The organism is Aeromonas sp. R7-5, assembly GCF_040908015.1.
Classification (GTDB): Bacteria; Pseudomonadota; Gammaproteobacteria; order Enterobacterales; family Aeromonadaceae; genus Aeromonas; species Aeromonas caviae.
The window spans coordinates 401,963-424,238 of the sequence record NZ_JBFOCZ010000026.1; the positions used below are offsets into that span (position 1 = coordinate 401,963).

Here is a 22,276-nt window from a genome sequence, read left to right on the forward strand (position 1 = left end):
TGAGAATGCTCACCCCCCTGCTGCTTGGTCTCCTGGTCCTGGTCAGCGGCTGTCAGAAACGCGATGAAGCCTCCAAAACCGGGCTCATCTATTGTGCCGAAGGGGCACCCCGAACCTTCAACCCGCAGCTTGCCAATTCGGATGCGACCCTGGATGCCAGTGCCCGTCCCATCTACGATCGCCTGCTCGAGGTCAATGCCAACACCCTCGGCATCGAAGGGGGGCTCGCCACCCGCTGGCAAAGCAGCGAGGACGGCCTCTCCTATACCCTGACCCTGCGCAAGGGAGTGACCTTCCACCGTACCCCCTGGTTCAGCCCGACCCGTCACTTCAATGCCGACGACGTCCTGTTCACCTGGCAGCGTCTGCTGGACGAACACCACCCCTTCCACGCCGTCTCCGGCGGCGAGTACCCCTATTTTTACAGCCTGGGGCTCGGCAACCTCATCAAGCGGGTCTACAAGAAGGGGCCCTATGAGGTGGTGTTCGAGCTGAACCGCCCCGATGCCTCCTTCCTCGCCACCCTGGCCAGCGACTACGCCATCGTGCTCTCCGCCGAGTACGGGGAGCAGATGCTAAAGGCCGGCACCCCGGCGCTGCTGGACAGCCGCCCCATCGGCACCGGCCCCTTCAGCTTCAAGGAGTATCGCCACAACGAGTTCGTGCGCTACCTGCGTCACCCCGGCTACTGGGGCGGCGAGGCCAGAATGGAGCAGCTCATCTACGACATCACCCCCAAATCCTCCAAGCGCCTTGCCAAGCTGCTGACCGGCGAGTGCGACGTGATGAGCACCCCCTCTGCCAGCCAGCTGTCGGTGATAGACAAAGACTCCCACCTGGATCTGTCGGTGCAGTCGGGGATGAACGTCGCCTTCCTCGCCCTCAATACCCGCAAGGCCCCGTTCAACAAGGTGCAGGTGCGCCAGGCCCTCGCCAGCGCCATCAATGTGCAGAACCTGCTGCAGGCGGTCTATTTCGAGACCGGCCAGAGCGCCGCCAGCCTGCTGCCGCCCCTCTCATGGGGCTACAACCCCTCCCTGCCCCAGCGCAAGCCGGATCTCAAGCTCGCTCGCCAGTTGCTCAAGGACGCGGGCTACCCCAACGGCTTCGAGATGCAGGTGCTGGTGCAACCCGGCGCCCGTCCCTACAACCCGGACGGCCTCAAAACGGCGCAACTGATGCGCAGCGATTTCGCCAAGATTGGGGTGAGCCTCAAGATAGTGCAGCAGGCCTGGCCGGTCATCGAAACCCGGCTCGCCCATGGACAATATGACAGCCTGCTCTCGGGCTGGATCGCCGACAACGCGGATCCGGACAACTTCTTCCGCCAGTTGCTGAGCTGCGCCGCCGTCGAGCGGGGCAATAACTACAGCCGCTGGTGCAGCCCCGCCTTCGATCAGCTGCTGGACGATGCGGTGACTACCCCGCAGCTCGCCTTCCGCCTGCGCAACTATTACTATGCCCAGTCCCTGCTCAACGAGCAGTTGCCGCTCATTCCCCTGGCCCATGCCCTGAGAACCCAGGTAAGTCGCAGCGACATTCAGGGGCTGACCCTGATGCCCTTTGGCGGCACCACCTTCAACCAGGCCCATCGGGAGTGACCATGACAGATAACCACTCCATCGTCGGGCCATCGGCGCACCGTCCCCAGGAGGCATAAGCATGTTTTTCTATATCCTGCGCCGCATCACCCTGCTGGTGATCACCCTCCTGGTGCTGACTCTGGGGGCCTACCTCCTGGAGTTTCGCCTCATCACCCAGGTGCTGGATTTCTGGCACGGCTATCCTGACTTCCTCCAGCGCATCGCCGCCGGGGATTTCGGGCTCTCCAGCGTTTCCGGCCAGCCGGTCCTCGACGAGATCCGTCACTACTTCCCGGCGACCCTGACCCTCTGCCTCGCCGCCTTCGCCATCTCGCTGCTGGTGGGCATCCCCCTGGGCACCCTGGCGGCCCTCTATCAGGGGCGCAGCCCGGATCTCTCCATCATGGCCGCCGGCCTCGTCGGCTATGCCATCCCGGTCTTCTGGCTGGGGCTGCTGATGGTGATGTTCTTCTCCCTGGATCTTGGCTGGCTCCCCTCCTCTGGCCAGATCAGCCTGCTCTACGACGTGCCCTCCATCACCGGGATCGCCATCGTCGATGTGCTGATGAGCCAGGAGCCCTGGCGGGAAGCTGCCCTGCACGACGCCCTGCGCCATCTAGTACTGCCTTCCCTGGTGCTGGCCGTGGTGCCCACCACCGAGGTGATCCGCCACGTGCGCAGCTCCCTCATCGACGTGATGAAACAGAACTACATCAAGGCCGCCGCCAGCCGCGGACTCTCCCGCCGTCAGATCGTCTGGCGTCACGGGCTCAAAAACGCCCTGCCCCCCGTGTTGCCGCTGCTGGGGCTGCAACTTGGCAGCGTGCTCACCTCCGCCATGATCACCGAGGTGGTGTTCGACTGGCCCGGCATCGGCCGCTGGCTGGTGAGCAGCATCGCGCTGCAGGACTATGCCGCCATCCGCGGCGCCTTCCTGGTGGTGGCGAGCTTCGTCATCTTCATCAGCGTCAGCACCGATCTGCTGACCACCATCATGTATCCGGCACGGCGTAAAGAACTCTATGCAAGACAAGATTGATTGCGGTCTGTGGATGAACCACGGCGGCCCATGGGCCACCGGCGCACAGGCGTGCCCATCCCCTTGCGACCAGCACGGGAGCCTGCATCATGCACGATAAATCGAACATCTATCCGGAGCTCAAGATCCTCTCCCCCCTGGAGCAGACCTGGGCCTCCTACCGGCGCAATCCGCTGGCCATGGCGGGGCTCTGGTGCTTCGGTCTGCTGCTGCTGGTGACCCTCATCGGTCCCCTGGTGATCCCCTACGGCATCGACGATCAGCACAGCAACCACCTGCTGCTCGCCCCCTCCTGGGCCAACAGCGGCAACATCGATTACTTCCTGGGGACCGACGATCTGGGGCGCGACATCCTCTCCCGTCTGGTGGCCGGGGCCAGGCTCACCTTCGGCAACGCCCTGCTGGTGGTGCTCATCGCGCTGGTCATCGGCTCGGCCATCGGCATCCTCGGCGGCATGAGCAAGGGGGTGAAGTCGAGCGTGCTCCATCACCTGCTCGATACGCTGCTCTCCATCCCGTCCCTGCTGCTGGCCATTATCGTCGTGGCCATCCTGGGGCCGGGTCTGTTCAACACCCTGATCGCCATCACGCTCGCGTTGATACCGCCTTTCATCCGGGCCACCTACAACGCGGTCCACGCCGAGATGCAGAAGGAGTACATCATCGCAAGCCGCCTCGACGGCTCTCCGCCCCAGCGGATCATGCGTCTGGCCATCTTGCCGAACATCGTCGAGACCCTGGTGACCCAGACCACCCGCACCCTCTCCGCCGCCATTCTGGACATCTCGGCGGTGGGCTTCCTCGGTCTCGGGGCCCAGTCTCCCCAGCCGGAGTGGGGTGCCATGCTGGCCGATTCGAGCGATCTTATCTATCTGGCCCCCTGGACGGTGACCCTGCCCGGGATGGCCATCCTGTTTAGCGTGCTGGTGACCAACCTGGTGGGCGAAGGAATTCGCGAAGCACTCAAAGAGGGGAACGACTGATGTTGCCAGCCTTGTTATCTATCCCCGCCCCCGGACGCCCTGAGCGACCCGGCTGCGCCCTGAACGGGAGACATTGCTGATGCCCCTGCTCGACATACGCAACCTCACCATCGAAATTGACACCCCCCAGGGCAAGGTCAAGGCGGTGGACAGAGTCAGCCTGACCCTGAACGAGGGGGAGATCCGCGGGCTGGTGGGGGAATCCGGCTCGGGCAAGAGCCTGGTGGCCAAGGTGATCGTTGGCATCCAGAAGGACAACTGGACGGTGCGCGCCGACCGGATGCGCTTCAACGACATGGACCTGCTGACCATGGCGCCCAAGGAACGGCGCCGCATCATGGGGCGGGAGATAGCGATGATCTTCCAGGATCCCATCAGCTGCCTAGACCCCTCGGAGGAGATAGGCACCCAGCTCGAAGAGGCCATCCCCACCAGCGCCTTCACCGGCAAGTTCTGGCAGCGCTTCCAGTGGCGCAAGAAGCGGGCCATCGCCCTGCTGCACCGGGTCGGGGTCAAGGATCACCGCAAGGTGATGCGGGCCTATCCCCACGAGCTGTCGGACGGCATGTGCCAGAAGGTGATGATCGCCATGGCCATCGCCAACCAGCCGCGCCTGCTGGTGGCGGACGAGCCCACCAGCGCCATGGAGTCCACCACCCACTCCCAGATCCTGCGTTTGCTGGACAAGATGAACAAGCTGGGCAATACCACCATCCTCATCATCAGCAACGACATCGCCGCCATCGCGAACCTGACCGACACCCTCAACATCATGTATTGCGGCCAGATGGTGGAAGTGGGGACCCGGGACCAGATCCTGGAATCCCCTCACCACCCCTATACGGATGCCCTGCTCAAGTCCATCCCGGACTTTGACAAGCTGGTGCGCCACAAGTCCCGGCTCGAGACCCTGCCCGGGGTGATACCGCCGCTGCAGCACCTGCCCATCGGCTGCCGCCTCGGCCCACGCTGCCCCTACGCCCAGAAGCAGTGCGTGCAGACGCCGCTGATGAGCAAGGTCAAGGGGCATCAGTTCAGTTGCCACTTCCCCCTCAACATGGAAGAACCGAAGAAATGAACCGGCACCAGACCCTGATCCGGGGCACCTGCCCGCCCCGTCAGCCCCTCTATCCGGCGAGCACACCCAAGGAGACCACGTCGTGACCGAACCTTCCCTGTTGCAGGTCAGGGGCCTGTGCAAGACCTACCAGAACCGCACCGGCCTGTTCAGGCGCCGCGCGGTGGAGGCGATAAAGCCCCTCTCGTTCGATCTCGAAGTGGGCCAGACCCTGGCCATCGTCGGGGAGGCGGGCTCGGGCAAGAGCACCCTGGCCCGCATTCTGGCGGGCATGATTGAACCGAGTGGCGGGGAGATCGCCATTGAGGGGCAACCCATGGTCCACGGCGATTACCAGACCCGCTGCAAGCTGCTGCGGATGATCTTCCAGGACCCCAACACCTCCCTTAACCGGAAAATCCGGGTCGGCCAGATCCTGGAGACCCCCCTTCGCCTCAACACGGCCCTGAGCGAGGAGGAGCGCCGGGAGAAGGTGATCCAGACCCTGCGCATGGTGGGCATGCTCCCCGACCACGCCCTCTTCTATCCCCAGATGCTCTCCGCCGGCCAGCAGCAGCGGGTGGGGCTGGCACGGGCGCTCATCCTCAATCCCAAGATAGTGGTGGCGGACGAGGCGCTCTCGACCCTGGATATTTCGGTACGCTCCCAGATCATCAACCTGCTGCTGGAGATGCAGGAGACCATGGGGCTGAGCTATGTGCTGGTGGCCAACGATCTGGGGATCGTCAGCCACATCAGCGACGAGGTGCTGGTGATGCACGAAGGGCGTGTGGTGGAGCGCGGCAAGACCTTGCGGGTCTTCGCCGATCCCCAGCACGACGTCACCCGCCGCCTCATTCAGAACTACAACAACGAATACCGCCGCTGATCCCGCGGCGCGTTTCCCCTTGCGCAGACATAAAAAAACCCGGCCTGATGTCTCATCAGTCGCCGGGGGATTGCGCTCAAAAAGTGATTGCGTCGCTCGTAGTAGGAACAGGGGAATGGTAGGCAGCCCCCGTCACCTCAACAACTGTCAGATCTGACAGGCAGTCCGCTATGGAACCGGAATTGCGGATCCGGCGAACAGATGAGCTCGGCCTCCAGGCGACCGAAGAAGGCCACCCGCTCGCTGATGTCTTCGTCTGCGAACGTCTGTGCCAGGGCCAGGTAGTCCTGATAGTGACGCGCCTCCGAGCGCAGCAGGGAGACATAGAAGCGGCCAAGCTCCTCGTCCAGATGAGGGGCCAGCCTGGCAAAACGCTCGCAGGATCGCGCTTCGATATAGGCACCGATGATCATCTTGTCCACCACGGCGGCCGGCTCGTAGGTACGCACATGGGTCAGCAGGCTGCGGGCATAGCGGGAGGCGGTGACGGGACCATAGGGGATGCCCCGTGCGGCCATGATCTCCAGCACCTGCTCGAAGTGGTGCAGCTCCTCCTGGATGAGGCGCACCATGGGGAACAGCAGGGGATTGCGCTCCAGCTCGGCAAACACGCTCTTGTCTGATTCGCCCATGGTGCGCTTGCCGAGGATCTCCGCCTTCTCCGGCAAGGCATCGAGCTCCCGGTAGAAGGTCAGCTTGGGCAGCAGGTGACGCTTCTCCTTGGGCAGGCAGTAGCGGCGCACCAAGCTGTGGGCGGTGAGTGCCGCCTTGTTCTCGCAGTTGGCGTGATCGATAAGCAGGGTCGGCAACTGGGTGGGATCCCGCGCCATTTCCACCCACTCATCCGGGGTCTCGCAATGCAGGAACTGGCGAACGGGGGCTAACAGGTCATCCATCTGAACTCTCATCTGTTGATACGACACGCGGCGCCTGGCGCCGGGGGGCCTATGCTAACGGATCCCGCCCGGCCTGCCCACCGCCATCATGGCTCAGCCCGTCAGACGCCTGAGGGAGTCGCGGCGGATCAGGGTGCCGCTGAAGGCGGGCAGTGCGTCCCGGCTCCCCTCCTCCACCATGGTGATCAGGCGGTTGATGGTCTCCTGGATCATCCCGTTCACCGGCATCTTGACGCTCGACAGCGCGGGAATGACGTAAGGGGCCAGGGGGATGTCGTCAAACCCCACCACCGAGACCTCGTCAGGCACCATCACACCGGCTTCGTGCAGCCGTTTGATGGCCCCGATCGCCATGTCATCGTTGCTGGCCACCAGGGCGCTGAAGCGAGCGCCTCGCGCCAGCAGGGCCGAGACGGCGGCCGCGCCACAGGCGGGGGTCCATTTGCCGGGGGCGATCAAGGTCTCCTGCACCGGGATGCCGTGCCGGATCAGCGCCTGCCGGTAACCGGCCAGGCGCTCGGCGCCGGTGGGGGAATCCGCAGAGCCTGCGATGAAGGCGATCTCCCTGTGCCCCATGGCCACCAGCTTGTCCACCACCGCCTCCGCCGCCGCCTGCTGATCCGCATAGACGCAGTGGGCCGGATGGCGGCTCAGACGCCGGTTGAGCACCATGATGGGCTGCTCATGCTGCTCGATGATCTCGTCCATCTCCTCCACCCCAAGAAAGCGCGGATAGATGATGACGCCATCGCAACGGGAATCGAGCAGATACTGGATGGCCTGGCGCTCCTCGTCGGCGCTGTGCTTGCCGTCCGCCAGTATGAGCTGGCGCCCGCGATCCTCGGTCATCCGCGCCACCTGGGAGAGCAGCTCGCCGAAGTAGACGCCGTGGTAGAGGGTGTTGGTGACCACCAGTCCCAGGGTCCGGGTGTGCCTGGTCGCCAGCTGCCTCGCCACCAGGTTGGGGCGATAGCCGCACTCCTCGATGGCCTGCTGCACCCGGTCCCGGGTCTCCTGGCTGGTGTAACCGTTGCCCGACAACACCCGGGAGACCGTCGCCTTCGACACCCCTGCCCGCCTTGCCACCTCCAGCATCGTCGTCATTGTGTTCTCCCTTGCTCGTAACGGGGCGCAGTGTACTGCACCGCCCCCGGCTTGTCGTCGCACGAATGGTGTGCTGGCCCGGGTTCAGTGATCCCATTCACGGATCCGGACGCTCGCTGCACAAGGTGCTTGTCTCCCGCGCTCAGGCCGCGCACTCTATGTGGAACCGGTTCCACATTCAGTTTCATGCGCGTTCCCGCCCTTCGCGGCGGCGGGGCGAGCAGGCCCACTTGGTGAAAAGGATCTACCTCGATGTCAAAAAACTATGCGGCTCTGGCCGGTACCGTCATCACCGCACTCGGCGGCGCCGACAACGTCGTCGCCGTGACCCACTGCATGACGCGGCTGCGCTTTGTGCTCGGCGATCCCGCCCGGGTCAATGGCCCTGCCCTCAAGGCCATCACGGGCGTGCTCGGGGTGGTGCAGGCGGACAACCAGTGTCAGGTGATCATCGGCAACACCGTCTCCCACGCCTATCGCGAGGTGCTGGCCCTGCTGCCCCAGGGCGGCGGGCAGACTCCGCTTCCGGAGGCTTCCGCTGGCTGGAGCCTGCGCCGCATGGGCGCTGCCATCCTCGACGCCCTGATTGGCACCATGTCCCCCCTCATCCCGGCCATCATCGGCGGCTCCATGCTCAAGCTGCTGGCCATGGTGCTGGAGATGACCGGCGTGCTGGAGAAAGGCTCCTCGACCCTCACCATCCTCACGGTAGCCGGGGATGGGGCCTTCTTCTTCCTGCCCCTGATGGTGGCCGCCTCCGCCGCCGTCAAGTTCAAGACCAACATGTCCCTGGCCATCGCCATCGCAGGCGTGCTGGTACACCCCAGCTTCATCGAGCTGATGGCCAGAGCCGCCGAAGGGGAGCAGGTGACCTTCGCCCTGGTCCCGGTGACCGCGGTCAAATACACCTACACCGTCATTCCGGCCCTGGTGATGACCTGGTGCCTCTCCTACATCGAGGGCTGGGTCGACCGCATCACTCCGGCGGTCACCAAGAACTTCCTCAAACCCATGCTGATCGTGCTGATCGCGGCGCCGCTGGCCATCCTCTTCATCGGCCCCGTCGGCATCTGGATTGGCACCGCCATCTCCGGCCTGGTCTACACGGTCCACGACTACCTGGGCTGGCTGTCGGTGGCCATCATGGGGGCGCTCTGGCCCCTGCTGGTGATGACCGGCATGCACCGCGTCTTCACCCCGACCATCATCCAGACCATCGCCGAGACCGGCAAGGAAGGCATGGTGATGCCCTCCGAAATCGGCGCCAATCTCTCTCTTGGCGGCTCGTCCCTGGCGGTGGCCTGGCGCACCCGTAACCCGGAACTGCGCCAGACGGCGCTCGCGGCGGCCGCCTCCGCCATCATGGCGGGGATCTCCGAACCCGCGCTCTACGGTGTGGCCCTGCGCCTCAAGCGTCCGCTCATCGCGAGCCTCATCAGCGGCTTTGTCTGCGGTGCCGTCGCCGGCATGGCGGGGCTCGCCAGCCACTCCATGGCCGCCCCCGGGCTCTTTACCAGCGTGCAGTTCTTCGATCCGGCCAACCCCATGACCATCGCCTGGGTGTTCGGCGTGATGGCCCTCTCGGTGGTGCTCTCCTTCGTGCTGACCCTGGTGATGGGGTTCGAGGACATCCCGGTCGAGAGCCCGGCCCTCCGCGCCGAGCCCGTGCAACCCGTCGCCACCAGCCAGGCGCAGGCCGGACTGTGACACCCCATTCAGACATGACAAGAGGTAACCAATGTCGTTAACAAGATTTCCCGAGGGCTTTCTCTGGGGCGGTGCCCTGGCCGCCAATCAGGCGGAGGGCGGCTATCTCGAGGGGGGCAAGGGGCTGACCACGGTAGACATGATCCCCCATGGCCCGCGCCGCATGGCGGTCAAACTCGGCCAGGAGAAGCGCATCACCCTGCAAGATGACGAGTTCTACCCAAGCCACGGGGCCATCGACTTCTATCACCGCTATCGGGAGGACATCGCCCTGATGGCCGAGATGGGCTTCACCGTGTTTCGCACCTCCATCGCCTGGGCCCGTCTCTACCCCAGGGGGGACGAGCGCGAGCCCAATGCCGAGGGCATCGCCTTCTACCGCGCGGTGTTCGAGGAGTGCAGAAAGTACAACATCGAGCCCCTGGTGACCCTGTGCCACTTCGATGTGCCCATGCACCTGGTGACCGAGTACGGCTCCTGGCGCAACCGCCAGATGGTGGAGTTTTTCACCCGCTACGCCCGCACCTGCTTCGAGCAGTTCGACGGCCTGGTGAAGTACTGGCTCACCTTCAACGAGATCAACATCCTGCTGCACAGCCCCTTCTCCGGGGCGGGGCTGGTGTTCGAGCAAGGGGAGCACCAGGATCAGGTGAAGTATCAGGCTGCCCACCACGAGCTGGTGGCCAGCGCCCTGGCGACCCGGATCGCCCACGAGGTGAACCCGGCCAACCAGGTGGGCTGCATGCTGGCGGGGGGCAACTTCTACCCCTACTCCTGCAAGCCCGCCGACGTCTGGACCGCCCTCCAGAAAGATCGGGAGAACCTCCTCTTCATCGACGTGCAGGCCAGGGGCGCCTATCCGGCCTATGCGCAGAGGGTGTTTCGTGACAAGGGGATCACCCTGGTGAAGGGGCCGGAAGATGACGAGATCCTCAGGCACACCGTGGATTTCGTCTCCTTCAGCTACTACGCCTCCCGCTGCGCCGCCGCCGACATGAATGCGGGCAACACCAGCGAGGCCAACGTGGTCAAGTCCCTGCGCAATCCCCACATCGAGGTGAGCGAGTGGGGCTGGGGTATCGATCCCCTGGGCCTTCGCATCACCCTCAACACCTTGCACGATCGCTACCAGAAGCCGCTCTTCCTGGTGGAAAACGGCCTGGGGGCGGTGGACGAAATGAACGAGCAAGGGGAGATAGAGGACGACTACCGCATCGCCTACCTGCACGCCCACATCGAGGCCATGGGGGACGCCATCGAGGACGGCGTGCCCCTGATGGGATACACCAGCTGGGGCTGCATCGATCTCGTCTCCGCCTCCACCGGGGAGATGAGCAAGCGCTATGGCTTCGTCCACGTGGACCGGGACGACGCCGGCCATGGCACCCTGGCCCGCCGGCGCAAGAAGTCGTTCTGGTGGTACCAAAAGGTGATAGCGAGCAACGGGGAGGATCTGGCCTGAGGCCCCCCTCAGTTTCGCCGCAAGGCGCATCCATGCAGCAGGGGGGCCGAGGCCCCCCTGTTGTTCATCACGCTGGCAATCTGAAAACGTTTAACTGCCTTCGTTGAAGATCTCGAGGTTGCTGGTCCCTTCCTGCCACTCGCGCACGGCCTTGTTGTCGTCGCTGCGCAGGGCATTGAGGTGGTCCAGATAACCCTGATCCACGTCGGAGGTCACATAGTGACCGTTGAAGACCGAGGTCTCGAAGTGGCGCAGCTCGGGGTTGATCTCCCGCACCGCCTCTTCCAGATCTTCCAGATCCTGGAAGATGAGGCCGTCAGCACCGATAAGCTTGCACACCTCTTCCACTTCACGGCCATGGGCAATGAGCTCGTTGGCGGTGGGCATGTCGATGCCGTAGACGTTGGGGAAGCGAATTTCCGGTGCGGCCGAGGCGAAGTAGACCTTGGCGGCCCCCGCTTCACGGGCCATCTGGATGATCTGCTCGGAGGTGGTGCCCCGCACGATGGAGTCGTCCACCAGCAACACCTTCTTGCCCTTGAATTCGGAGCTGATGGCGTTGAGCTTGCGGCGCACCGACTTCTTGCGCTGGGTCTGGCCCGGCATGATGAAGGTACGGCCGATGTAGCGGTTCTTCACGAAGCCCTGACGGTACGGAAGGCCCAGGGTGTGGGCGATTTCCAGCGCCACGTCGCAGGAGGTCTCGGGGATGGGGATGACCACGTCCACGTCGAGATCGTCCCACTCCCGTGCGATCTTCTGGCCCAGCTTGCGACCCATGTTGAGGCGGGCGGCATAGACGGAGACCTTGTCGATGAAGGAGTCGGGGCGGGCGAAGTAGACGTATTCGAAGATGCAGGGGTTCATCTGCGGGCTTTCCGCACACTGCTCGGAGAAGAGCTGGCCCTGCTCGGTGATGTAGATGGCCTCGCCCGGGGCGACGTCACGCACCGTCTCGAAGCCGATGGCGTCGAGGGCCACGCTCTCGGAGGCGAGCATGTACTCCACCTGCCCCTGCTCGTCGACCCGGCGACCCAGGATCAGCGGGCGAATGCCGTTGGGGTCGCGAAAGCCGATGAGGCCGTGGCCGATCACCAGAGAAACCACGGCATAGGCGCCGCGGATCTGCTGGTGCACCTTGCGCACCGCCGAGAAGATATCTTCCGGGCGCAGCGCCATCTTGTCGCACAAGTCCAGCTCGTGGGCCAGCACGTTCAACAGCACTTCGGAGTCCGAGGTGGTGTTGATGTGGCGGCGGGCCACCTTGAACTGCTGCTCCTTGAGCTCCTTGGCGTTGGTGAGGTTGCCGTTGTGTGCCAGCACCATGCCGTAGGGGGAGTTCACGTAAAACGGCTGCGCCTCTGCCGCACTGGAGCTGCCTGCGGTGGGATAACGGACGTGTCCGATGCCGATATTCCCTTTCAGGCGCTGCATGTGGCGCACTTCAAACACATCCTTCACCAGACCGTTGGCCTTGCGTTGCCGGAAGTTTCCACTGTCAATGGTCACGATCCCGGCGGCATCCTGTCCCCTGTGCTGCAACACCGTCAAGGCGTCGTAGAGGGCCTGATTGACGGGGGTGGTGCCAACTATACCGACAATACCGCACATGTCTTTGCTACCTCGAAGTCACTGTACCTGTTGAAGAAAACTGGACGAGTTCATCATGAACCCGAAAAACCACTGGATCACCGGCTTGAACTCCGGCACCAGCCTGGACGCCACCCACCAGTCGCTCTGGGAGAGGCTGGTGAAGGTATCCATGAAAAACAGCAGGGCGCTGACGATCAGCACCCCGCGAATGGCGCCAAAACAGACCCCGAGCACCCTGTCGGTGCCGGAAAGCCCGGTCTTTTCCACCAGCAGGCCCACCACGTAGTTCACCACGCTCCCCAGGATCAGGGTCGCCACGAACAGGGCGGCGATGGCCAGACCGTTGCGAACCATGGCATCGGAGAAAGAGGTGAAATAGACGGCGAGATCGGGATAGAAATGGCTGGCAATGAAAAAGGCGACGAACCAGGTGACCAGAGACATGGCCTCCTTGAGAAAGCCGCGCACCAGGCTGATGAGGGCGGAGAAACCGACGATGCCGATGATGGCGTAATCAATCCAGACCATAGAAAAAGATGTCCTGCGAAATTGCGGCGCAGTCTAACAAAAACGATTGCGCAATGCTTGATAAAATTGTGTTACAGGCCCGAAGGGAGCTATCCCTTCCCCTTGCGGCGGGTTTCCCGGGCCCAGAATGCACAACGCCATGGCATGCCATGGCGTTGTCGTCTGCAACGAGCGCTTACCCGATGTGGGTCAGGCCGCCCATGTAGGATTGCAGCGCAGCCGGGATGGCGATGCGGCCATCTGCCTGCTGGTAGTTCTCGAGCACGGCCACCAGGGTACGACCCACCGCCAGACCGGAACCATTCAGGGTGTGAATGAGCTGCGGCTTGCCGTCGATGCGCACGCGAGCCTGCATGCGGCGCGCCTGGAAGTCGGTGCAGTTGGAGACGGAGGAGATCTCGCGATAGGTGTTCTGGGCCGGCAGCCACACTTCCAGATCGTAGGTCTTGGCGGCGCAGAAGCCCATGTCACCGGTGGAAAGCGCCATCACGCGATACGGCAGCTCCAGCAGTTGCAGCACCTTCTCGGCGTGACCCACCATCTCTTCCAGGGCATCCCAGGATTTTTCCGGGTGCACCAGTTGCACCATCTCGACCTTGTCGAACTGGTGCATACGGATGAGGCCACGGGTATCACGACCGTAGGAGCCCGCTTCGGAGCGGAAGCAGGGGCTGTGGGCGGTCATCTTGATGGGCAGCTCCTGCTCGTCGAAGATCTCGTCACGGGCCATGTTGGTGAGCGGCACTTCGGAGGTCGGGATGAGGGAGAACTTGCGCACCTTGCCTTCGTCTTCCCCTTCCCCTTCGATGCCGGTATTGAAGAGATCCTGGGAGAACTTGGGCAGCTGGCCGGTGCCGTACAGGCTGTCCGGGTTGACCAGATAGGGCACGTAGCACTCGGTGTAGCCGTGCTGCAGGGTGTGCAGGTCCAGCATGAACTGGGCCAGGGCGCGGTGCAGACGGGCAATCTGGCCCTTCATCACCACGAAACGGGCTCCGGAGAGCTTGACGCCGTTCTTGAAGTCGACCCCCTTGGCCGCCTCACCCAGATCGATGTGATCGCGTACCGGGAAATCGAACTCACGCGGGGTACCCCAGCGGCGGACCTCCACGTTGTCGTTCTCGTCACGGCCCACCGGGGTGGTCTCGCTCGGCAGGTTGGGGATGGCGTCGGCAATCCCCTTGAGCTGGGCCAGCAGGGCCTCCAGCTCGACCTTGCTGGTCTCGAGCTCGTCGTTGATCTTGGTCACCTCGGCCTTGAGGGGGGCAACATCTTCACCACGACGGGCAGCCTCACCGATGGACTTGGAGCGGGCGTTGCGCTCGGCCTGCAGCTCCTGGGTGCGGGACTGCAGATCCTTGCGTTTCTCTTCCAGAACATTGACCGCCGCTACGTCCAGAACGTAGCCACGTGTCGCCAGACGAGCGGCAGCTTCGGTGATGTCGCTGCGCAGATATTTGGGATCCAGCATGGTTTACCTACTTTTTTTAATGGGATCTGGGCCCGGGTCATCGTGACCGGGTTGGGAAACAGATCCGGAAGTTAACATCGGTTGGCGCACCCCTTTGCCTTCGGAATCGGGCCTTCGAAATCAAGAAGATGGTGCAAGGCCAAGACAACCGGGGTCAGACGGGCAGTGTAGCAGACCGCCCCCCCGCCCGAACAGGGACTATTGCGCCCGTTTTTGCCAGGCCCCCCTCCCCTGATGCCTTTGCCGTGCTCTTTCCCGGCAAGGGGCTTGAAGGTCTTTCCTATCGCTTGCGCGGGCTCTGCTTGTCCAGCTCGTGCAGATAGTCGAGCTTCTGGGCTATCTGCTTCTCAAGCCCCCGCTCGGTGGGCTGATAGTACTGCTTGCCGGCAAGCTCCGGGGGGAAGTACTGCTCGCCGGCGGCATAGGCCCCCGGCTCGTCGTGGGCGTAGCGATACTCGGCGCCGTAGCCCAGCTCGCTCATGAGCTTGGTCGGGGCATTGCGAAGGTGCGGTGGCACCTCGAAGTCCGGCAGGTTCTTGGCGTCGTGAAGCGCCGCCTTCCAGGCGGTGTAGACCGCATTGCTCTTGGGGGCGCAGGCGAGGTAGACGATGGCCTGGGCGATGGCCCGCTCCCCTTCCGCCGGACCGATGCGATGGAAGCAGTCCCAGGCAGAGAGCGCCACCTGCATGGCACGGGGATCGGCGTTGCCCACGTCTTCCGAGGCAATGGCCAGCAAGCGGCGGGCGATGTAGAGGGGATCGCAGCCGGCGCTCACCATGCGGGCATACCAGTAGAGGGCCGCATCCGGCGCCGAGCCGCGAATGGACTTGTGCACCGCCGAGATGAGGTCGTAGAAGTGATCGCCGCCCTTGTCGAAACGGGCCACGTGCTCCCCCACCACGGCGGCGAGCAGGGTACTGTCGATCACTCGCGCCCCTGAGCTGTCGGCCTCGGCCATGTCGGCCAGGAGCTCCAGATAGTTCAGAGACTTGCGCCCGTCCCCGTCCACCGCTTTCGCCAGCGCCTCCTTGGCCCCGGGGGCAAAGCGCAGGCTAGGGTCATTGAGGCCGCGCGGGTCCTGCATCGCCTGATCGATCATGGCGAGGATGTCCTGCTCCTCCAGCCTCTTGAGCAGATAGACCCGGGCCCGGGAGAGCAGCGCGTTGTTGAGCTCGAACGAGGGGTTCTCGGTGGTGGCGCCGATGAAGGTGATGGTGCCGTCTTCGATGTGGGGCAGGAAGACATCCTGCTGGCTCTTGTTGAAGCGGTGGACTTCATCCACGAACAGGATGGTGCGCACCCCGCGCCAGCCGTTCTCCTTCGCCTTGTCGAGGGCCGCGCGGATCTCCTTGATGCCGGAGGTGACCGCCGAGAGCCGCTCCACCTCCGCCTGGCAGTAGTGGGCAACCAGTTCTGCCAGCGTGGTCTTGCCGGTGCCGGGGGGGCCCCAGAGGATCATGGAGTGGCAGTGCCCCGCCAGGATCGCTTTTCGCAGGGGCTTGTCCGGCCCCAGGATATGCTGCTGGCCGATGTACTGCTCGAGGGTTTGCGGCCGCATCCGGGCCGCAAGCGGACGAAAGTCCGAGGAGAAATCCAGGGATAAATTGCTCATCTGCATTGACCTTGCATCTGATCGGTCATAAACAACACCCGGTCAGACGATAACGCCGGTAACGGCTGGCTCATCAGCGCTGGTCGTCCAGCTCGATCCCCTTCGGGATCTTGAAGACAAATTCGTTGCCCTTGAGCACCGGCTTGCGGTTGAAGCTGCTCAGGGTGAACTCGCTCCACTGGCCCTGGGCCTCTTTCACGTCGAAGCGACTGATGTTGTTCTGACGGTCGAAGGTGATGCGAAAGGAGGCGATCAGCTCGTCCTTGTTGCGGCTGGTGACGGTATAGACATCCCCTTCCTGGGTCACGTCATAGTTCTTCCAGAGGCTGTTGTCGTTGCCCGCGATGAGCACGAAGGGGGTGTTGAGCACCGCATCCTTCATCTTGAGGGCGGTGACCTGCTCGACGAAGGGGTCGTACACCCACACATCCTTGCCATCGGCCACGATCAGACTCTCGTCCGGGGAGGTAGTGTGCCAGTTGAAGCGGTTGGGTCGCTGCACCAGCAGGGAGCCGCTCGCCTTTTGCAGCTCCTTGCCCTTGCTGTCATAGACAGTCTGGGCAAACGTCGCGGAGAAGACATTGACGGAGGAGAGCTTCTCCTTGAGATCGCTGGCCGCATCGGCCCATACCTGGCTGCTGGCGACCAGCAGAATGGAACCCATCAACAGTTGTTTTTTCATCAGGCTCTTCATAGGGAGGTTCTCGATAAAAGGCCACGCCCGCAGAGGGCATGGCCAGAATGATACAGGGGTTAGGCTTAGTCACGAACCGGCGGCGGTGCCAGCACGTCGCGCTGGCCGTTGCCACCCGGGGCGCTGACGATGCCCTGGTTTTCCATCTGCTCGATGAGACGGGCCGCCCGGTTGTAACCGATCTTGAACTTGCGCTGGACGCTGGAGGTGGAGCCACGGCGGGATTCCACCACGAAGGCCACCGCCTCGTCGAACAGGGGATCGAGCTCTTCATCGCCGCCCCCGCCGAAGTCGCCACCGCCGCCCTCGCCGTCCGACTCGCCGGAGAGGATCTCGTCGATGTAATCCGGCTCGCCACGCAGTTTCCAGTCCGCCACCACCTTGTGTACCTCGTGGTCATCGACGAAGGCACCGTGGACACGGGTGGGGTTGGAGGTGCCGGCAGGCATGTAGAGCATGTCACCCATGCCGAGCAGGGATTCGGCGCCCCCCTGGTCCAGGATGGTGCGCGAATCGATCTTGCTCGACACCTGGAAGGAGATACGGGTCGGGATGTTGGCCTTGATGAGGCCGGTAATGACATCCACCGACGGACGCTGGGTCGCGAGGATAAGGTGAATACCGGCCGCCCGCGCCTTCTGGGCGATACGGGCGATCAGCTCCTCCACCTTCTTGCCGACGATCATCATCATGTCGGCGAACTCGTCCACCACCACCACGATGTGGGGCAGTTTTTCCAGCTCCGGCGGCATCTGATCCATGGAGTCGCCCGGACGCCACAGGGGGTCGACCAGGGGATCCCCCGCCTCGATGGCGGCCAGCACCTTGTCGTTGTACCCCTTGAGGTTGCGCACCCCGACCGCGGACATCAGCTTGTAACGACGCTCCATCTCGCCTACGCACCAGCGCAGGGCGTTGGCGGCATCCTTCATGTCGGTGACCACCTCGGTCAGCAGATGCGGAATGCCTTCGTAGACCGAGAGCTCCAGCATCTTGGGGTCGATCATGATGAAGCGCAGATCCTCGGGGGAGGATTTGTAGAGCATGGAGATGATCATGGTGTTCACCCCCACCGACTTGCCCGAGCCCGTGGTACCGGCCACCAGCAGGTGAGGCATCTTGGCGAGGTTCACTACCACGGGTTCCCCCGCGATGTCCTGACCCAGCCCCATGGTGAGCGGATTGCGGCTGGCCGCGAACGCCTCGCAGTCGAGGGTTTCCCGCAGGTAGACGGTCTGGCGTACCCGGTTGGGCAGCTCGATCCCGACGAACGTCTTGCCCGGGATCACTTCCACCACCCGCACGCTGCTGGCAGAGAGAGAACGGGCGAGATCCCGGGAAAGATTGGTGATCTTGCTCGCCTTCATGCCCGGCGCCAGGTCCAGTTCGAAGCGGGTAATGACGGGACCGGGATAGACGCCCACCACCTTGGCCTGCACGTTGTAATCGGCGAGCTTCGCCTCCACCAGCCGGCCCATGCGCTCCAGCTCGTCCTTGCTCATCATCTGGGTCTTGGCGGGCGGTCTGTCCAGCAGATCGATACTCGGCAAAGGGGCCAGACCGGGCTGGGGACGGCGCTTGGCTTTCACCGGCGCAGCGGCAACGGGAGCATCGGTTTCGTCATCCCCCTCCGCCCAGGGCAAGTCGAGGTCATCTTCTTCCTGGCGCACGGCGGGACGCGGACGGCCATTGGCCACACGCTTGCCCTTGGCGGCAGGCGCCGGAGCCTCGTCCTCTTCGTCGTCAAACTGCGGATCAAACTGGAAGGTGTCTTCGTCAAGCTCCGGCAGCCATTCGTCAGCTTTTGTCTTTTGAGCGCGATTCTTCGCCTTGGGGTTGCGTGTCCAGCTGCCGTGGGGGTCTTCGTCATCCTCTTCCTGATCGAAGCTGCCTACGCCCCCTTCCAGCAGGGGATCCGGCCCCTCATAGCGGGGCTGGCGCCAGCCACCGGTGAGCCAGCGGCCCAGGGTGGTGGGGAAATGGTAGATGGCGCTGACAGAGCCGGTGCAGGCGGCACCGATGCGCTCGACAATGGTGAGCCAGGACCAGCCGGTAAAGAGGGTGATGCCGGTCGCCACGAAGCAGAGCAGCATCAGGTTGGCCCCCACGCCGCCAAAGAGCGGCACCACGGCGGAGGCGATCACATCCCCCACCAGGCCGCCGGCGGAAAAGTTCTGCAAGTCGTTGAAGTTCATGCTGGCGATGGCGGACATGCCAAGCACCGTCAGCACGAAGCCGATGATCCGTACCGACAGGGTGAGGTAATCCACTTCCAGCAGCTTGCTCGGGCGCCAGAACAGGCTCCAGCCAAGCAGCACCACCAGGGGGGGCACCAGATAGGAGAAGGCCCCGAAGGTAAACATGGTGATGTCGGCGAGCCAAGCACCGGCGCTGCCCGCGAGGTTTTTCACCTCCCCTTGCCAGGAGGTTTGCGACCAGCCGGGATCGGCGGGATGGTAGGTCAGCAGGGCAAGCAAAAGATAGGCAGCCATCAGGGTGATGGCGATCAAGACGGCCTCGAAGATCCGTTGTGTACCTGATAAAGGAGTAAACAGCTTTTTATCGGCCAAACTCCGGCTCCTTTGTGAAAACATGAATGCGGGGATAGGGGGCCTAGTATCCCTGAAAAGCCCACCGATTGTCAGCCAGTGCCTGAGGGCGGGCCTGAAACTCTCTATAAGAAGAAACGAGCGGACCGGCCGCTCGTTTCTGACTATCGTGACTCGTCATGGAACTTGCAAGTCACAGCACAACCCCGCTTATCGGGTGCTGATCACCAGACGACTGCTCTGTTTGACCTCTTCCATCACCACGTAGGTGCGGGTGTCGTTGACGCCCGGCAGACGCAGCAGGGTTTCACCCAGCAGGCGGCGGTAAGCGGACATGTCGCTGACGCGGGTCTTGAGCAGATAGTCGAAATCACCGGACACCAGATGACATTCCTGGATCTCTTCGAGCACCTGAACAGCCTTGTTGAACTGCTCGAACACATCGGGGGCGCCACGATTGAGGGTAATTTCCACGAACACCAGCAGAGACGCGTCCAGATAATGAGGGTTCAGAATGGCGGCATATCCTTCGATATACCCTTGTCGCTCCAGGCGACGAACCCGTTCCAGACACGGTGTGGGACTCAGGCCAACTCGTTTGGACAACTCAACGTTCGAAATCCTGCCATCCTTTTGCAGTTCATTCAGAATGTTGCGGTCAATCCTGTCCAAATCCTTTAGCCGACTCTTAGCTTCCATCATTTAATTCCATCCTTTGGCTATTTTTTGGTAAGAATCACCAGTCATTTTATAATAATGGTCACAAATCCTGTCAATACCTGAATATACTAGGCGCAAATGTCGCTTAACATCTAGGCAACATAAACCACCAATCGATAGACGAGGGATAGCATGATTATCGGTGTACCTAAGGAAATAAAAAACCATGAATATCGCGTAGGCATGGTTCCGGCCAGTGTACGTGAACTGACAGCACGAAACCATACTGTTTTCGTCCAAAGCGGCGCAGGAAATGGCATTGGGTTCAGTGACGCAGATTATCTGGCTGCCGGAGCCGAGATCCTGGCCTCCGCTGCCGAAGTTTTCACCAAGGCGGAGATGATCGTCAAGGTCAAGGAACCCCAGGCAGTGGAACGGGCCATGCTGCGTCCCGGCCAGACCCTCTTTACCTATCTGCATCTGGCGCCGGACCTGGCCCAGACCCAGGATCTCATCGACAGTGGTGCCGTCTGCATCGCCTATGAAACCGTCACGGACGGTCGTGGCGGTCTGCCCCTGCTGGCCCCCATGTCGGAAGTGGCCGGACGCATGTCTATTCAGGCCGGTGCCCAGGCACTGGAGAAATCCCGTGGCGGCAGCGGCGTGCTGCTCGGCGGTGTGCCCGGTGTGGAACCGGCCAAGGTGGTGATCATCGGTGGTGGTGTGGTGGGCTCCAACGCAGCCCGCATGGCCGTCGGCCTGCGTGCCGACGTCACCATCCTCGACAACAACGTCGATACCCTGCGCCGTCTCGACAGCGAGTTCCAAGGGGCTGCCAAGGTGGTCTACTCCAACCGCGAGACCCTGGAGCGCCATCTGCTGGCGGCGGACCTGGTCATCGGCGGCGTGCTGGTGCCTGGCGCCACTGCGCCAAAACTTGTCAGCCGTGACCACATTGCTCGCATGAAACCCGGTGCGGCCATCGTGGACGTGGCCATCGACCAGGGCGGCTGTGTCGAGACCTCCCATGCCACCACCCATGAAGATCCCACCTTCATCGTCGACGAGGTGGTGCACTACTGCGTGGCCAACATGCCGGGTGCCGTGGCGCGGACCTCCACCGTGGCCCTGAACAACGCCACCCTCCCCTTCATCATCAAGCTGGCCGAACAGGGCTATCGCAACGCACTGCTCGCTGATCCCCACCTGTTGCACGGCCTGAACGTGATGGCGGGCAAAATCACCTGCAAGGAGGTTGCCGTGGCCCACAACCTGGCTTACACGGATCCCCTGACCCTGCTGAACTGATCGCGTCCCTGCAAAGGGAGGTAGATGAGTGAAAATCCGCCCGCGATGGGCGGTTTTTTTATGCCTGCCATCCCCGGCTCACCCCTCTTGTTGGCGATTGCCCCAATCGATGCGCTGGCCTTTGACCACGGATCACGAATTACCTACAATCGCGCAAACTCATCACGTCTCGGAAATCACATCATGAGCCAAGTCACTCACAGCAAACTGCTGATCCTGGGATCCGGTCCGGCAGGTTACACTGCGGCCGTCTATGCCGCTCGCGCCAACCTCAATCCCCTGCTCATCACCGGCATGCAGCAAGGTGGTCAGCTGACCACCACCACCGAAGTGGAAAACTGGCCAGGGGACGCGGAAGGGCTGACCGGCCCGGCCCTGATGGAGCGCATGAAAGAGCATGCAGAGAAGTTCGATACCCGCATCCTCTTTGATCACATCAATGAAGTGACGCTGACCGAGCGTCCCTTCCGCCTCAAGGGCGACAACGGTGAATACACCTGCGATGCGCTGATCCTCGCCACCGGCGCCTCCGCCAAATATCTGGGTCTGCCCTCCGAAGAGGCCTTCAAGGGCCGCGGCGTCTCCGCCTGCGCCACCTGTGACGGCTTCTTCTACCGCAACCAGGAAGTGGCCGTGGTCGGTGGCGGCAACACCGCCGTGGAAGAGGCACTCTATCTGGCCAACATCGCCAAGAAGGTGCACCTCATCCATCGCCGCGACGAGTTCCGCGCCGAGAAGATCCTGATCAAGCGCCTCAACGACAAGGTCGAGAGCGGCAATATCGTCCTGCACACCCATCAGACCCTGGACGAAGTACTGGGTGATGACATGGGCGTCACCGGTGTGCGCCTGCGCAGCACCCGGGATGACACCACCACCGACCTGCCGCTGATGGGGGTCTTCATCGCCATCGGTCACCAGCCCAACACCCAGATCTTCGAAGGGCAGCTGGCGATGGAAAACGGCTATCTGAAAGTGCGTGGCGGACTGGAAGGGTTCGCCACCCAGACCAGCATCCCGGGCGTGTTCGCCGCCGGCGACGTGGCCGACCACGTCTACCGCCAGGCGATCACCTCCGCAGGAACCGGCTGCATGGCCGCCCTCGATGCAGAGCGATATCTGGACGCACAATAATCGGAAG

At 62.9% G+C, this 22,276-nt stretch carries 18 protein-coding genes; 9 read left to right on the forward strand and 9 right to left on the reverse strand.

All coding sequences use genetic code 11. The features are described from left to right. The first annotated feature begins 5 nt into the window (after positions 1 to 5). The 5 genes from sapA to AB5Y53_RS10420 all read left to right on the forward strand — a co-directional run bounded on the left by sapA (position 6) and on the right by AB5Y53_RS10420 (position 5,551). The gene (gene sapA, locus AB5Y53_RS10400; protein WP_010674532.1) at positions 6 to 1,601 is read left to right on the forward strand and encodes an ABC transporter substrate-binding protein SapA; all 1,596 of its coding nucleotides are present in this window, start codon (positions 6 to 8) and stop codon (positions 1,599 to 1,601) included. 61 nt (positions 1,602 to 1,662) lie between these two features. Continuing rightward, on the forward strand, positions 1,663 to 2,622 hold the full coding sequence (locus tag AB5Y53_RS10405) for an ABC transporter permease subunit (RefSeq protein ID WP_010674531.1): 960 nt from the start codon (positions 1,663 to 1,665) through the stop codon (positions 2,620 to 2,622). A gap of 89 nt (positions 2,623 to 2,711) precedes the next feature. After that, on the forward strand, positions 2,712 to 3,605 hold the full coding sequence (locus AB5Y53_RS10410; protein WP_010674530.1) for an ABC transporter permease subunit: 894 nt from the start codon (positions 2,712 to 2,714) through the stop codon (positions 3,603 to 3,605). A 79-nt stretch (positions 3,606 to 3,684) separates the two neighbouring features. Then, the gene (locus tag AB5Y53_RS10415; protein WP_010674529.1) at positions 3,685 to 4,683 is read left to right on the forward strand and encodes an oligopeptide/dipeptide ABC transporter ATP-binding protein; all 999 of its coding nucleotides are present in this window, start codon (positions 3,685 to 3,687) and stop codon (positions 4,681 to 4,683) included. Positions 4,684 to 4,765: 82 nt separating this feature from the next. After that, positions 4,766 to 5,551 (forward strand): ABC transporter ATP-binding protein, encoded by a 786-nt coding sequence (locus AB5Y53_RS10420; RefSeq protein ID WP_039039015.1) that lies wholly within the window; start codon positions 4,766 to 4,768, stop codon positions 5,549 to 5,551. A 137-nt stretch (positions 5,552 to 5,688) separates the two neighbouring features. On the opposite strand, the gene AB5Y53_RS10425 is transcribed toward AB5Y53_RS10420, so the two are convergent. Continuing rightward, positions 5,689 to 6,447, reverse strand: coding sequence for a tRNA-(ms[2]io[6]A)-hydroxylase (locus AB5Y53_RS10425; protein ID WP_368181926.1), 759 nt, complete (start codon positions 6,445 to 6,447; stop codon positions 5,689 to 5,691). A 93-nt stretch (positions 6,448 to 6,540) separates the two neighbouring features. Continuing rightward, positions 6,541 to 7,551, reverse strand: coding sequence for a LacI family DNA-binding transcriptional regulator (locus tag AB5Y53_RS10430; RefSeq protein ID WP_103243232.1), 1,011 nt, complete (start codon positions 7,549 to 7,551; stop codon positions 6,541 to 6,543). A gap of 252 nt (positions 7,552 to 7,803) precedes the next feature. Here AB5Y53_RS10430 and ascF point away from each other — a divergent pair, with 252 nt between their 5' ends. Together ascF and AB5Y53_RS10440 are read left to right on the forward strand one after the other, a co-directional pair. After that, positions 7,804 to 9,258, forward strand: coding sequence for a PTS cellobiose/arbutin/salicin transporter subunit IIBC (gene ascF / locus AB5Y53_RS10435; RefSeq protein ID WP_368181928.1), 1,455 nt, complete (start codon positions 7,804 to 7,806; stop codon positions 9,256 to 9,258). 31 nt (positions 9,259 to 9,289) lie between these two features. Beyond that, positions 9,290 to 10,720, forward strand: coding sequence for a 6-phospho-beta-glucosidase (locus tag AB5Y53_RS10440; RefSeq protein WP_368181929.1), 1,431 nt, complete (start codon positions 9,290 to 9,292; stop codon positions 10,718 to 10,720). A 90-nt stretch (positions 10,721 to 10,810) separates the two neighbouring features. Here the strand turns inward: AB5Y53_RS10440 and purF are convergent, their stop codons facing one another. The 7 genes from purF to lrp form a co-directional block, all read right to left on the reverse strand. Next, positions 10,811 to 12,331, reverse strand: a complete 1,521-nt coding sequence (gene purF, locus AB5Y53_RS10445) for an amidophosphoribosyltransferase (protein ID WP_041215287.1) — start codon at positions 12,329 to 12,331, stop codon at positions 10,811 to 10,813. A gap of 18 nt (positions 12,332 to 12,349) precedes the next feature. Continuing rightward, positions 12,350 to 12,841, reverse strand: a complete 492-nt coding sequence (locus tag AB5Y53_RS10450) for a CvpA family protein (protein WP_010674522.1) — start codon at positions 12,839 to 12,841, stop codon at positions 12,350 to 12,352. A gap of 175 nt (positions 12,842 to 13,016) precedes the next feature. Continuing rightward, complete coding sequence (gene serS / locus AB5Y53_RS10455) at positions 13,017 to 14,312, reverse strand: serine--tRNA ligase (RefSeq protein WP_039039009.1); 1,296 nt, start codon at positions 14,310 to 14,312, stop codon at positions 13,017 to 13,019. Between the two features lie 280 nt (positions 14,313 to 14,592). After that, on the reverse strand, positions 14,593 to 15,930 hold the full coding sequence (locus tag AB5Y53_RS10460) for a replication-associated recombination protein A (RefSeq protein WP_041211365.1): 1,338 nt from the start codon (positions 15,928 to 15,930) through the stop codon (positions 14,593 to 14,595). A 67-nt stretch (positions 15,931 to 15,997) separates the two neighbouring features. After that, complete coding sequence (gene lolA, locus AB5Y53_RS10465) at positions 15,998 to 16,606, reverse strand: outer membrane lipoprotein chaperone LolA (protein WP_368181930.1); 609 nt, start codon at positions 16,604 to 16,606, stop codon at positions 15,998 to 16,000. Between the two features lie 77 nt (positions 16,607 to 16,683). Further along, complete coding sequence (locus tag AB5Y53_RS10470; protein WP_324029875.1) at positions 16,684 to 19,188, reverse strand: DNA translocase FtsK 4TM domain-containing protein; 2,505 nt, start codon at positions 19,186 to 19,188, stop codon at positions 16,684 to 16,686. A 189-nt stretch (positions 19,189 to 19,377) separates the two neighbouring features. Continuing rightward, positions 19,378 to 19,869, reverse strand: coding sequence for a leucine-responsive transcriptional regulator Lrp (gene lrp / locus AB5Y53_RS10475; protein WP_005300047.1), 492 nt, complete (start codon positions 19,867 to 19,869; stop codon positions 19,378 to 19,380). Positions 19,870 to 20,019: 150 nt separating this feature from the next. Between lrp and ald the strand changes: the two genes are divergently transcribed. Beyond that, positions 20,020 to 21,135: an alanine dehydrogenase gene (gene ald, locus AB5Y53_RS10480; RefSeq protein WP_368181931.1), complete on the forward strand. Its 1,116-nt coding sequence runs from the start codon at positions 20,020 to 20,022 to the stop codon at positions 21,133 to 21,135. A gap of 183 nt (positions 21,136 to 21,318) precedes the next feature. After that, positions 21,319 to 22,269, forward strand: a complete 951-nt coding sequence (trxB, locus tag AB5Y53_RS10485) for a thioredoxin-disulfide reductase (RefSeq protein WP_319921683.1) — start codon at positions 21,319 to 21,321, stop codon at positions 22,267 to 22,269. Positions 22,270 to 22,276 lie beyond the last annotated feature (7 nt).